Source organism: Sodalis sp. RH15 (genome assembly GCF_047324255.1).
Classification (GTDB): domain Bacteria; phylum Pseudomonadota; class Gammaproteobacteria; order Enterobacterales; family Enterobacteriaceae; genus Acerihabitans; species Acerihabitans ligni.
This window is the reverse complement of record NZ_CP178738.1, coordinates 271,465-284,689: the sequence shown is the minus strand read 5'-3', so window position 1 is coordinate 284,689 and position 13,225 is coordinate 271,465. Positions and strand designations below refer to the sequence as shown.

Here is a 13,225-nt window from a genome sequence, read left to right as displayed (position 1 = left end):
CGCGGCTTGCGTCATCCTATACGTCACCACAGTTCTTTCTTACAGGAGATTCATCATGTCATCGCAAACAGTCGCGGTCGTCGGCGTCGGCGCCATGGGCAGCATGTCGCTCTGGCAGTTGGCTCAACGCGGGTATCAGGTTACCGGTTTCGATCGCATGGGCGTACCCCATGATACCAGCGCCCACGGCGCTGAATCGCGGATATTCCGCCTCGCCTACAAGGAAGGCGCGGAATATATTCCCTTACTGAAACGCTCCCTGGCGCTGTGGCGCGAGCTTCAGTCCACCTCCGAACGCCAATTCCATTTCCCCATCGGCTGCCTGTACATCGGTGAAAAGGGTGCGGAGTGGCTCACCGGCACCTTGGAAGGGGCGCGGGAACATAATGTGCGCCATGAAGTGCTGGACGAGCAGGCGCTGCGCGCCCGTTTTCCCCAGCACCGTTTAAGCGGCGGCGAATTTGCCCTGCTTGATCTCGACGGCGGCCTGCTGCGGCCTGAGCTGGGAGTAAGAGCCGCGGTAAAGGCCGCGCTGGCGGCCGGGGCGACGCTGCATCAAGGCTGCGAGGTAACCCGTATCCATCCCCATGCCGACGGGGTCGATGTTACCTGTGACGGCAATACCCGGCGCTTTGACCGCGTGGTGGTCACCAGCGGCGCCTGGGGAACGCGCATGATTGACGTTCCTTCGCCTCATTTCATCGCCCGCCGTCTGGTAGGGACCTGGTTTGGTATCGATGATAAGCAGGCTTATCTGCCGTCCCGCTTTCCGGTCTGTATCAGGCGCACGTCAGAAATCGATTACTCAGGTTTTCCGTGCATGGATGGCTGGACCATTAAAATCATGCCGCCGGTGAATTATCTCAGCGATATTGATCCCTCTGCGGTGGACAGAACGGTCTCTTACGCCGACACCGCCATTATGCGGCGCGTTGCAAGCACCCTGCTGGAGGGGGTTGATCATCAACCGGTGCGCAGCGGCGTTTATCTGGACGGTTTTACCGGCGACGATCGCCCGGTAATCGATTACCACCCGCAAACCAAACGCATCGTTATCGCCACAGGTTTCTCTGGGCACGGCTACAAAATGTCACCCGCCGTCGGGGTGGCGGTGGCCGACCTTATCGAACGCGACGGCGACCCCTATATCAATGAGCATTTTTCACTAGGATGCGCAGCCCGCCGGGCCGGCTGAATCCGTTTTCTCAACAACCGGCCGGGGATGGCCGGCTAATCCACCGCGGCATGCGGTCCATAAGAGGTTTACACCATGAGCTTATTCGTCAATACCTGGCGGACAACGCTGGTCGTCGCGACATTCTGGTGCGCTCACGCCGCTTACGCCGCGGAGTTGAGCATCGGTCCCAAAGGAGAGCCGTTAAGCGTCAACGCCTCACCCGATCTGGCCGGCAAAGTGCCCCATGCCGGCGGGATCTTTACCATCGGCACCGATCCCGGCACGCCGCCCTATTCCTATTATCGCGAGGACGGGCTGACCCTGGTGGGCCTGGATATCGATTTAGGCAACGCCATCGCCGCCAAACTGGGACTGCACGCCAAATGGCAGACGCTGAAATTCCCCGGCATCCTGGCGGCGATAAAAGCGGGCAGGATTGACACCGCCCTCAGCGCCATGGGGGATACGCCTGCGCGGGAAAAAGAGGTGGATTTTGTTGATTATTCCACCGACGGCAACGCCATCGTGGTGGCCAAAGGCAACCCCTCCGGCATCAAGAAAATCGGCGATTTGTGCGGTAAACACGTTGCCCTGCTGCAAGGCAGCGTTATGCAGGGATTGGTTGAGGCACAAAATAAAAAGTGCGACACCAAAATCGACATTCAGGTTTTCCAGGATATCAACCAGGCCTTGCTACAGGTTCGTACCCGCCGGGCGGATGCCACCATGTATCAATACGGCGTGGCCGCTTACGTGATCAAAACCTCCCCTGACGCCGCCGGTCTGGAAGTGCTGGCGTTTGAGCAGTACGGCACCGGCTATAACGCCATGCCGTTCCGCCGCGCCGATACCGCCATGCGCGATGCCGTACAGGCCGCGCTGGGCGAGATGCAAAAAGACGGCAGCTATCAAAAAATCCTCAGCGCGTGGGGCATGCAGCCCAACGGACTGGAAAAATTCACCGTCAATGACGGCCTTCGCTTCAATCAGCCAGGGGGCTGATATTTACCGACGCTTAACGCTAATTCCCTATACAGGAGAGAAAAATGTCCATTCGTGTTTTATATTGCGGCGATACCCAAACGGAAACGTTAATATCCGCCAAAGGCATTGATACTTTTATTCTTAATTACTATCGCGATTCCGCCAAGGTATTGCGCGATGCGCTCTCGCCCCGTCCCGGTATTGCGCTGACCCATATGTCCGCCGACCGTATCCGCGCGGAATTTCCCATGACGGAAGAGGATTTCTCCCAGTGGGACGTCATTATTCTCAGCGATACCGGTTACAATAATTTCGCGCTGCTACCCGGCAACCGCGAGCGTATAGTCCCTATGGGGCCGGACCGCATCGGTAATTTCCGCAAATGGGTGGAAAACGGCGGCGGACTGATCATGGCCGGCGGATATACCACCTATTCCGGTATCGAGGGTAAGGGATTATGGGGAGGCACGCCGATAGAGGCTGTATTGCCGGTCACCTGCGAACGCGGTATCGATGACCGCATCGAAGTGCCCGACGGCGCCAAGCTGGATGTCCTGGTGCCTGAGCATCCCATCTTAAAGGGCGTTACTTTTGATAAAGATCGCATCATTCTCGGTTATAATCGGGTGTTTTTGAAATCCGACTCGACGCTTTTGATGGAAACGCGCGGCGATGTGTTTATGGCCGTCGCGGAACCCGGTAAAGGCCGCTCCGTCACCTATACCACCGATCCTGTCTATCACTGGTGTGGTAATCTTCACGAGTGGGAAAATTACGGATTGATGTGGGAGCGCATGGTGAAATGGGCCGCGCGCGAAATATAACAACGCCGATTTAATGCAGTCTGGCCGGCCCGGCTTTTTATGCCGGGCCCCGCACGCGATGAATAAAACCACTAATGACTATTGATCATCGAGCTGTAACTATCTACGACGTAGCCCGACACGCCCATGTCTCCGTGGCAACGGTTTCGCGGGTGACGAACGGTCAAAAAGTGCGTGAGGATTTGGCTAAACGCGTACTGGCGTCCGTTGCCATTCTTGGCTTTCGGCCGAACCGTACGGCCCAGCGCCTGCGGCTGACCACGTCGCATCTGTGGGCACTGATTGTCCCGGACTTCGAAAACTCCTTTTTTACCCGTTTAGCCCGCGGGCTGGAACAGATTTGCCTGCCGCGCAATACCTGCGTGTTTGTCGGCAGTTCCGATGACGATCCGCAAAAAGAGCGGCATTATCTGGATGTCGCCATCGCCGAACGGGTGGGCGGCGTGGTGATCGCCCCGGCCTCGGACGCCACCGATCTCTCGGGACTCACCGAGGCCGGTATTCCAGTGGTGATTGTCGACCGCTCCCTGCCGGACAATCGCTACGATACGGTGCTGACGGATAACTTCGCCGGCGGGGCACTGGCGGCCAATTACCTCACCTCCGCCGGCTACCGGAAAACCGTCTGTATCGCCGGTTCGCCGAACCCTACCAGCGAAAAACGCCTGGAAGGGTTCGCCGCCACGGTGAATAAAACCGGCCTGCTGGATATCGCCAAGGTCAAATACGGCAATAATCGAATCGAAGGCGGCTATACGGCGATTCGCCAGCTGCTGGAAGAGGGCATCGTCTTTGACTCCGTTTTTGTCACCAACAACCTGATGACCATCGGCGTTATTAAAGCGTTGGACGACTGGGCCGCCCTGTCCCGGGATAATATCGGTTTTGTGGGCTTTGACCTGAATGAAATTCCGCTGCTGGCGGGTAAACGCATCGCCTCCATCGACCAAAATCCTCATGAAATGGGGCGCCTGGCCGGAGAACGGATTATCTTTCAGCAGCAGCAGTCCGATGCCGCCGCCGAGCTGTTTGAATTCGCCCCCAAGCTGGGCGGTCTGAGCTGGAAGCTGTAGACTCAGAGCTTGGCCGAAAGGAAGCTGGGCTTGTCTGTCAAACGCAATTAAATCAGGTGCCGTACCAGCTGATTAATTGCCCCGCCGCCGATAATCAGCCAGATAAACAGCAGGGTGGCGAGCAGGATAGGTTTTAGTCCCGCCTGCCGAATAGCGCCGGCATGGGTTGTCAGGCCCAGCGCCGCCATGGCCATGGCCAGCATGGCCGTATCCAGGGTAATGAGTTGATTCACCAGCGCCGCCGGCAGCAGGTGAAAGGAATTGAATGCCGCCACGAGAATAAAGACCACCGCGAACCAGGGAATGGTAATGGCCGATTTTCCAGCGGTGTCGGTAATGCCGTGGTGACGGCGGCTGAGGTAGCCGGAAACCAGTACCAAAAAGGGCGCCAGCATCATTACGCGAATCATTTTGGTAATCACGGCGGCATTTTCCGCCTCGGGGCTGATGGAATGGGCGGCGGCGACCACTTGCGCCACTTCATGAATGGTGGAACCGGCGTAAATACCGAAAGAGAGCTCGCTGAACGACAGCCAATGATAGTGTAGGTTGAGGCGGTACAGCCAGGGGTAAACAAAAATGGCCAAGGTACCGAACACCACCACCGTGGCCACGGCGACCGTGACTTTACTGGCTTCGGCCTTTAGTACCGGTTCGGTGGCCATTACCGCCGCCGCGCCGCAGATACTGCTGCCAGCCCCGATAAGCATAACGGTCTGGCTATCCATGCCAAACACCTTTCGGCCCAGCCAGCAGGCCAGCAAAAAGGTACTGCTCAAGGTTAAAAGATCAATGACGACACCGGTGGCGCCCACATCGGCGATTTGCTGAAAGGTTAACCGAAAGCCATACAGAATGATGCCGATACGCAGCAGCCGCTGCTTGGCGAAAAGCACGCCGCTATGGCTTGCCGGCTGTAGCCAGGGATAAATCGTGTTACCGGCGATAATGCCAAAAATAATCGCCAGCGTCAGCGCACCCAGGCCCAAATGCGTGATCAAGGGAATATTGCCGGTCCAGATGGCCGCCGCCGTCAGTACGCCGGCTAAGATCAGCCCCGGTAGCAGACCCAGAGGTTCACGAGGTAAAAGAAAACGTTTGGGTAATGAATGCAATAAGTGAACGGACATGAAACCTCCTGCTCCAGTAGTGACCGGGCCTTAGATTATCAGCGGACCATTCAAAAGATAAATTCATTATATACTTATAACCTACCAGTATAAGTGGTAAAGAGGGGGACATGGGTAAGGAGAATGTCAGCTGGTCACTTCGACCGTTATCCTTCAAACCAGTCAGGATGTTGTGCGGCAATAGGATCAATGGATAGAATCATGTGCCCAAGATGGCGCCGGAGCGCCTGCTCCGCGGCATCGGCATCCCGTTTTTTCAGACCGTCGAAAATGTGATAATGCTCCGCGATAAGGTCCCGAGGCGGCGAGACAACGCTCAGACTCAGATACCGCACCCGGTCCATGGTGGACTTGATGGATTCTATGGTCTTCCAGGCGAGTTGGCATTCGGCGATATCGGCCAGCGCCTGATGGTAACTATCGTCAAGGTCAAAAAATTCCCTGAACTTATCATTGTCCGCCGCCAGCGCCTGACGGCGAAGATTATGTTCCAGCGACAGCACCTGTTCGTCGGTAATACATGCACAGGCGCGCCGCACCACGGCACACTCTATGACCTGCCGTATATAACGCGCTTCGGCGACGCGCTTAGCGGAAATACGCCGCACAAACGTACCGCGCTGAGGAAGGATTTGGACCAGACCGGCTTCAGCCAGTTTGATAAAGGCCTCTCTGATCAGCTGACGCGACACGCCTATATAGAGTGAAATCTCTTTTTCCGATAACACACTGCCGGGAGCAATAGAGCACGAGATTATTTCATTACGTAAAAAACGGTAAACTTGCAGATTAATTAGTTCATGGTTGTTGAAATCAAATGCTTTTGGCATGACGGTCTGGATGGCTTATTTCGATACATGAAGAGTCATCCTACTATGTATATTGACGGTATGACAATTGCCTTATCGGCGCTAACCAGATTGAACGCTCTCCTCAGCAAGATAACGAAACGGTGGGCACGCCATGCGGAGGTTCGCGGCGCACCCGGCCCGTTTGGTTATCTTTGCTATTTTCACGATAATATAAGCAATCTCATTGCGGCGGTATCAGAAATCGTACCATGCACGGATGATATTTGTACCATAATCCTGACCAGTGGCGTTGGTAATGACGTGTTCATAGTCAACACGGAAGCCATATTTCAATTGGAACGAGATACCTACGCCATTATCTCGTTTTTCATAATTGCGATCATCTATATATTCCAGACGGTCACCCATAACATAAGGTTTTATTGTTTTAACCGCGTAGCTATCAATTGGGAAGGTGTAGCCGGCAAAATATTCAATACCATAAGCATTACCGGCAAAGTAATCATTGGTATTTTTAATTTTGGTGGTTAAGAAGTTTTGATATAAGCCACCGGTGGCGGACAGCATCCAATGACCGGGCGTCCAGCTTAAGCCGGTACCGGTAATGCTTTGATTATAATCATTCGACTTGTGGCTGACCGGATCTTTAATTTCCGCGCTGGTGTAGTTGTATGCTAATCCCCAACTCAGTGTGGGCGTCAAATGATAGTTGATGCCTAACGAGCCGCCGCCTTTACGTTTGTAGTGGAAATTATCCGGAGTCAAATAGTCTTCATCAGAAAACAAATAGGCGGCATACAGATCGGCGTTGCCGGCGCTGACTTTGTATTTCAACTGCTTGCGAGAACGGTAAGAACCGTCATAGTCGCCGTTGACGCCGTTGCCCGGCGCCTGGGCGAGCATATCATCATCCCATACGTCGGTTTTAGCCCCAACCACATCATAATAAACGCTAAGCTGCTGGCCGAAGGTTAACTGGCCGAAGGTTTTGCTTTTGAAACCGGTATAAAGCTGGCGGCGGATAGTATTATTTGCTCCATCGGCATGATGGTTATCCCAATCCAGGACCGCGGGGATATTCACACCCAATTCGTAATAATTGATCCAGCTGACGTCATCGAACAAATAATAATCAGAAGAGAAACGAAAACGAGTCCCGCCGTCAAAACCATTATCTTTATAGGATCTTTGACCGGTTACCTGGTTCATTTGCGGACGGATGCTTCCCCCCACCTGGAAGGTGAGACGGCTTAATAAGTCATAAGGCTGTGGATCTTGCTTTAGCAAGGTAATTTCTGCATTCGAGATAAAAGAAACACCACTCAACACCAGGCCAATAGAAATCCCTAATATGGATTTTTTCATTTTTAATAATCGTTCCGTGTGAAAGAAATTTTAAATAGCATTGCTTTATAATGACCTTACCAAGCATGCCAGTGCCTGAATATGCGGGCCAACCCTGTCCAAACCATATAATCGCTTAGGCTTAAAGCACGACTATCTCAACGAAAGTCATCGCTTTTACCTATAAAATTTTTAGGTTGTAATTATGTTATCGTTAGCTTTTCTTTTTACATTTTCATAAAATTTCCCTCATCTTTTTATGGGAAAGCTGCGAATTTCATGACATTGCCAAAAACGACATAAGTACATCGCTTAATGATGATTAATTAATGATTGATGCTAATGATTAATGAGGCAGCGCAAATATACGCACTTGTCCATCTACCATACAAGACTGATAAGAAGATTTTGTTGGCAAGATCACAGATTAATCGGAGATAAAACCATAGCCGCCAGGGATGGCGGAGTATGCCACCGTTTTATATCGGCCTTAAACACATGCTTTTTGAAGATGATTGACCAATACTGGCATATGCATGTATCTTTTCCCTAACGCCCTTGGCGCGACCCTGGCAACGGCTTTGCTTTCGTGTCATGAGGGCCCTCATCCGGAGGTCGAACATGCCTTATCTTCAACTTGACGTAAACGGTCATTACCCGGTGGCGGACAAAAAACGTCTTGCGGCGAAAATCAGCGAAACCTATGCCCAAATGATGTCGGTGGATATTCGCCGCATCAGCGTTGCCATTCGTGAACTGGGCGAAGGCGGGGTATGGCGGGTACCGGATATCGGGGGCGAGCCGACCCCGGTTTCCGTAATGATGCTGGATATTAGAAAAGGCAGAACTCCTGAACTGCGAATGGAAGTGGCAAAAGCGCTCTGTGCGCATTGCATCGAAATTTTGGGCCTGCGCGCCGACCGCCTCAATGTCGAGTTTACCCAACATTCCGGCGACGAAATGTATCACCCGGCGCTAGGGGGCTATAGCCCCGAGTGGGAACAAGGAGAGGGGTCGCGGTAAATCTGAGTTCATATTAAATGGCGAATCTTTTCCCGCCGGGGCGGGATGGGCACAGTCTTAGGGTGCATAGTTGAAATAGATGACCGGCTGAATCAGGACATGCTCTTGTTTAATGAAGCCAATGCGCAATAAACGCATTGGCTTCACGCCGTCAGGCCCCGGCGGGTTTGATGCCGATGCGGGCCGAGATGCGCGCCAGCAGGGCATCGTCCGACACTCCCTGGAAATCTTCACGCGGCGTGTAAGGGGTTTCCAAGGCGGCGATTTCCTCCTCGGTCAGGACGATGTCCAGCGACGCCACCGCATCGGCAATATGGGAGGGCTTGCCGGCGCCCACCAGCGGCGCCGCCACCACCGGGTTACGCCGCAGCCAGGCCAGGGCAATCTGCGCCCGGCTAACGCCCCTTGCACGGGCGACGGCCGCCACGGCATCGACGATGGCGTCATCGCTTTTTTCCTGGGTATAGAGCATATCGGCAAAGGGGTCGCTGCCTGAACGGCCGGTGGCGGCGCCACTCTCACGGGCAAGGCGACCGCGGGCCAGCGGGCTCCAGACAATGATGCCGATGCCCTCATCTTTGCAAAGAGGCAGCATTTCACGCTCTTCTTCCCGCGCCAGCAGATTGTAATGATCCTGCATGGAGACAAATCGCGCCCAGCCGTGCTGGCGCTGCAGATGTAATATCTTGCTGAATTGCCAGGCATGCATTGACGATGCGCCGAGATAACGCACCTTACCGGATTTCACCACATCGTTTAGCGCTTCAAGGGTTTCCTCCAGCGGCGTCGCGTTGTCCAATCGATGAATCTGGTAAAGATCGATATAGTCGGTCCCCAGCCGGCGAAGGCTATGGTCGATTTCTGTGAAAATCGCCTTACGCGACAGTCCGGCGCCGTTGGGACCAGGGCGCATGGGATGGCGCACTTTGGTGGCGATAACCACGTTATCCCGATCGGCGTAATCCCGCAAAGCCCGGCCGAGGATCTCCTCGCTGGAACCTTGGGAGTACATATTGGCGGTATCGAAGAAATTGATCCCTGCTTCGAGCGCCTGTTTAATCAAAGGGCGGCTGGCGTCTTCATCCAGTGACCATACCGGATGGCCGCGGTTCGGTTCGCCATAGGTCATGCAGCCAAGGGCGATGGGTGAAACATCCAATCCGGTATTGCCGAGTTTTATATATCGCATAGCGGTTTCCTGTTGATGTCATCCAGGAAAACCGGATGCCGCCTACGGCGGTAACAATCATCCGGCTCCCCCGAAAGGGTGTTGCAGTACACGTCAACAGGTTATCCGGCATGGCGGAAACCTTTAATACTTCATCGTCCGGATAACTTACGCGAGCGTTCAAATTTAAAAGTGCCCGCCGGAACGACCGTTAAATTGTTTTCTCGAGCTTCACACTGGTCAGGCAGGTTTGGCTATCGTTTCCTGTGGCGAAAGGAGTCACGGCGGAAAGACCGTTGTAGGTCACGTTTATGGTTCCGGTAATATTTCTCGGCAGCCAGACGCCGATAAAACCGTTTTGATAACTGGTCATGTTATTGCTAGCAATGACCTTACCCTGTTGATCGATGATTTTTACCTTGAACGCGGTATTTTTTAATTCTCCGGTACAGGATGACAGGTTATGGTTATAACAAGGATGGGTGTAGGTAATATAAGGGGCGAATGACAGATAAAACTTATCGCCGAGAGGGTAGGAATGCGCTTCTTTACCATCCGATACGGTAAGTTCGGTACTGGTGACGGCGGCGGAAAAATTCAATGGCCGATCCTGCTGCAGGCGATTGATATATTCCACCATTTGTGGCGTTGTTTTATTTTCCAGACCATTTTTTGCCAGAAAAGATTGATCTTGAGCATAAGAGAACTGGCTGAACGCAGCCAGGGCTGAGCCCAATATTATTGTGTTTATGGCGTAAGCCGATAAATTTTTCATATTCAAATATCCTCGCATGAAAAGAATGCACAGCCGATTCAAGCCGCTTTCTTTGCAAAAGAAAGTGTTAAAAAAGAATTTACACCTTCCCCTAAGGGCAGGGTCAAAAGCTGATTTGAATAGAAGTGTAAATTTCTTTTGATTGACCGACGCTTAAAGACAATATGGGCCGTTCTTTGCATCAGGCCTTGGACACCCTGGCGGAGTGAATCACAGACCCGCGGGAAACGCGCTGGCGGATTCATAGCGCCAGCACTATGTAAGAAAACCTATTATCAGGATCACACCATAACCAAACGATGAAAACGCCTAAACAAATCGTAGTTTTCTTGGTTTTATTGGCCCCCGTATACGGTTGGGCGGCGGATATCGCTCTGGGTATCGGCGGTTTTCTGACCACCTCACCCTATAAGGTGGACAGAGACGATCATTCGGTTTGGCCGGTAATCAACTATGACGATGATACCTGGTATATCCAAGGGGATGATGCCGGGCGCTATCTTATGAACGATGACGCCAATGAGCTGAAATTAAAAGCGTTTTTCCTGGATCAGGAGTATAAGTCCAGCCGGGGGAGCACTACGGCGATGCGCAGGCTGAACGATCGCCGGTCCACGGTGATGTCCGGTATAAGCTATCAGCGCACCACCCCGATAGGGGCTGTGCATGTCCAGCTGGCGGGGGATATTCTGAATAACAGCCAGGGTGTGCTGGCTAATATCTCCTATCTGAATCAGGTGCGATTGGGCATGCTGACGGTCATACCGGAGTTCGGCGTGGATGGGGCCAACGGCCAGCAAACCCGCTACTATTACGGCGTATCGTCCATGGAGGCCCGCCGCAGCGGCTTGAGCGAATACCGCCCTTCGGCGAATATTACGCCTTATGTTTCCCTGACCGCCGACTATAAGCTCACTGAGCGGTGGGATACGTATGCCAGCGCAAGGGGCAATTTCCTGCCTTCAACGGTTCGTGACAGTCCGATGGTCGATGGGGATGAAATTTATGCATTCTCTTTGGGGATAAATTACAATTTCTAGCGTTTTTTTTAGAAAAGAGTCATTTAATAAAAATAAAATTATTTAAAATCAACACACTAGTACTATAAAGTAATATTAAGCCTAATATTACTTCTCCAATCACTTCGTTTATAAACTATTTATTATTGTTAAGGTAAAATACCCGGCATCCGCTGAATTCAATGAATGCAAGCTCCTCATTGCTCCCGGGGCTGAGTAGCTCTTTTACCACCGTCTCCCTTTCAGAGCTAATAGCTGTATATATGGCAACAAGATCCATTCAATCAATCCCGCGATTACCGTCATGGACGGTGTTGTGCGACTTCGACGGAACCATCAGTTTCAAAGACGTCACCGATACATTATTGGATGCGTTTGGCATGCCGGGCTGGCAGGCGCTGGAGCAGCGATGGGAAAACGGCGAGATAGGCTCGCGGGAATGCATGGCAGGGCAAATTGCCCTGTTGGATACCTCCCGCCTTGAGCTGAACGAATGCCTTTCCACCCTGGCCATCGATCCGTGGTTTGCCGAATTCGCCGCTTATGCCCGCCGGCAAAACATACCATTGCATATCGTCAGCGACGGACTGGACTACGCGATTAATCATATTTTGCAAACCCACGGCATAAGCGGCATACCGGTGATGGCCAACCGTTTGCGGCAGGTGAGCGAACGGCGCTGGGCGCTGGAGTTCCCCTACCATAACGCCAATTGCCTGAAGGCGAGCGGCGTATGTAAATGCGGCATAGCAAAAACCGTGGCGCCGGATAAATTTTTGATGATTGGCGACGGGCGCTCGGATTTCTGTGTCTCTCAAATCGCCGATCATGTTTTCGCCAAAGGCGGCCTGGTTGCCGAATGTCGGCGGATGGGCGTTCCCTTTACCGCCATGAAGGACTTTTCCCAGGCCCCCGCCGAGCTGGAGCGGCTTTTGCAGCAGCGGGAGAGCGCCTATCTGGCGCCCATGGAGCAGTTGATAATCCGGGGGATGTGTGATCAACCATCATGATTTTATGCTGGAAGGCGGCAACATCGGCGTGCTGTTGATCCATGGCCTGACCGGTACGCCCACCGAAATGCGGGGAGTGGGGCGGGAATTCAATCGGGCCGGTTTTACCGTCTACGGCATGCAGCTGGCCGGCCATTGCGGCGATGTGGACGATCTCATCGCCACCAATTGGAAAGACTGGTACCAAAGCGTTATCGACGCCGCGGAGAAACTGCGCTCGCAGGTTGATTATCTGTATGTCGGCGGCCTGTCGATGGGAGCGGTACTTGCGCTGAAATATGCATCCGATTTTCCAGAGCGCACCCGCGGCGTGCTGGTGTACGGCGCGACGTTCCGCTTCGACGGCTGGACGGTTCCGCTCATTACGCGAATACTGGCGCCGGGGTTCCTGATAATGACGGATATACTCCATCTCGGCCGCCGCCGTATCTTCAACGAAGAGCCGCCCTACGGCATACGCAACGAGCAGCTGCGCCGTAAAATTTCCCAAAGCATGTTAAGCGGCGACAGCGGCGCGGCCGGTTTGGCGGGCAACCCCTGGCCTTCCTTGAGCCAGCTGGTTTACCTGACGCGGAACGTGCGCCGCTCGCTGCACCGGATAACCTCGCCCTGCTTGATTATGCATGCGGAAAATGACGATATCGCCCATCGCCGCAACGGCGAACTGGTACGTGATAACGTTCGCGGGCCGGTGAAGATGGTACTGCTGAAAAACAGCTACCATATGATTACTATTGATAACGATCGGCGGGAGCTGGTATCCCGTTCCATAACCTTCATTCAGCAAAACGTTCCGCAGACGGATCGTAACGGCGGCAGCCAGCTTAGCGTCCCGGGCCTGCAGGCAGGGCTGAATTCGACGATGCAGAGCGCATGACAAAGGGAT

Annotated in this window: 13 protein-coding genes; 8 read left to right on the top strand and 5 right to left on the bottom strand. The window is 53.3% G+C overall.

Translation table 11 applies throughout. The annotated features are described in order from the left end of the window. Window positions 1–55 precede the first annotated feature (55 nt). From solA to ACL2XO_RS01275, 4 genes are all read left to right on the top strand, one after another. Complete coding sequence (gene solA, locus ACL2XO_RS01290; protein WP_413742025.1) at window positions 56–1,195, top strand: N-methyl-L-tryptophan oxidase; 1,140 nt, start codon at window positions 56–58, stop codon at window positions 1,193–1,195. Between the two features lie 75 nt (window positions 1,196–1,270). Further along, window positions 1,271–2,179: an ABC transporter substrate-binding protein gene (locus ACL2XO_RS01285; RefSeq protein WP_413742024.1), complete on the top strand. Its 909-nt coding sequence runs from the start codon at window positions 1,271–1,273 to the stop codon at window positions 2,177–2,179. A 44-nt stretch (window positions 2,180–2,223) separates the two neighbouring features. After that, window positions 2,224–2,985, top strand: a complete 762-nt coding sequence (locus ACL2XO_RS01280) for a glutamine amidotransferase (protein ID WP_132924092.1) — start codon at window positions 2,224–2,226, stop codon at window positions 2,983–2,985. A gap of 74 nt (window positions 2,986–3,059) precedes the next feature. Further along, window positions 3,060–4,058, top strand: coding sequence for a LacI family DNA-binding transcriptional regulator (locus ACL2XO_RS01275; RefSeq protein WP_132924093.1), 999 nt, complete (start codon window positions 3,060–3,062; stop codon window positions 4,056–4,058). A 47-nt stretch (window positions 4,059–4,105) separates the two neighbouring features. Here ACL2XO_RS01275 and ACL2XO_RS01270 read toward each other — a convergent pair whose 3' ends face one another. The 3 genes from ACL2XO_RS01270 to ACL2XO_RS01260 form a co-directional block, all read right to left on the bottom strand. Then, window positions 4,106–5,188, bottom strand: coding sequence for a YeiH family putative sulfate export transporter (locus ACL2XO_RS01270; RefSeq protein ID WP_413726165.1), 1,083 nt, complete (start codon window positions 5,186–5,188; stop codon window positions 4,106–4,108). A 146-nt stretch (window positions 5,189–5,334) separates the two neighbouring features. Further along, a complete protein-coding gene (locus ACL2XO_RS01265) occupies window positions 5,335–6,018 on the bottom strand; it encodes a GntR family transcriptional regulator (RefSeq protein WP_413742023.1) in 684 nt (227 codons plus the stop codon). A gap of 216 nt (window positions 6,019–6,234) precedes the next feature. Beyond that, window positions 6,235–7,365, bottom strand: coding sequence for a porin (locus ACL2XO_RS01260; RefSeq protein WP_132924096.1), 1,131 nt, complete (start codon window positions 7,363–7,365; stop codon window positions 6,235–6,237). Window positions 7,366–7,965: 600 nt separating this feature from the next. Between ACL2XO_RS01260 and ACL2XO_RS01255 the strand changes: the two genes are divergently transcribed. Beyond that, window positions 7,966–8,367, top strand: coding sequence for a tautomerase family protein (locus ACL2XO_RS01255; RefSeq protein WP_132924097.1), 402 nt, complete (start codon window positions 7,966–7,968; stop codon window positions 8,365–8,367). A 151-nt stretch (window positions 8,368–8,518) separates the two neighbouring features. Here the strand turns inward: ACL2XO_RS01255 and ACL2XO_RS01250 are convergent, their stop codons facing one another. Together ACL2XO_RS01250 and cueP are read right to left on the bottom strand one after the other, a co-directional pair. Then, window positions 8,519–9,556 (bottom strand): aldo/keto reductase, encoded by a 1,038-nt coding sequence (locus tag ACL2XO_RS01250; protein ID WP_413742022.1) that lies wholly within the window; start codon window positions 9,554–9,556, stop codon window positions 8,519–8,521. Window positions 9,557–9,746: 190 nt separating this feature from the next. After that, window positions 9,747–10,310 carry a copper-binding periplasmic metallochaperone CueP gene (cueP, locus tag ACL2XO_RS01245; RefSeq protein ID WP_413726161.1) on the bottom strand — a complete coding sequence of 188 codons (564 nt, stop codon included), beginning with the start codon at window positions 10,308–10,310 and terminating at the stop codon, window positions 9,747–9,749. Window positions 10,311–10,609: 299 nt separating this feature from the next. Between cueP and ACL2XO_RS01240 the strand changes: the two genes are divergently transcribed. The 3 genes from ACL2XO_RS01240 (at window position 10,610) to ACL2XO_RS01230 (ending at window position 13,216) form a co-directional block, all read left to right on the top strand. Continuing rightward, window positions 10,610–11,350 carry a MipA/OmpV family protein gene (locus tag ACL2XO_RS01240; RefSeq protein WP_413742021.1) on the top strand — a complete coding sequence of 247 codons (741 nt, stop codon included), beginning with the start codon at window positions 10,610–10,612 and terminating at the stop codon, window positions 11,348–11,350. Window positions 11,351–11,592: 242 nt separating this feature from the next. Beyond that, the gene (locus ACL2XO_RS01235) at window positions 11,593–12,339 is read left to right on the top strand and encodes an MtnX-like HAD-IB family phosphatase (RefSeq protein ID WP_413742020.1); all 747 of its coding nucleotides are present in this window, start codon (window positions 11,593–11,595) and stop codon (window positions 12,337–12,339) included. Continuing rightward, the gene (locus ACL2XO_RS01230) at window positions 12,323–13,216 is read left to right on the top strand and encodes an alpha/beta hydrolase (protein ID WP_132924105.1); all 894 of its coding nucleotides are present in this window, start codon (window positions 12,323–12,325) and stop codon (window positions 13,214–13,216) included. Before ACL2XO_RS01235 ends, ACL2XO_RS01230 begins: the two co-directional genes overlap by 17 nt. Window positions 13,217–13,225: the final 9 nt, after the last annotated feature.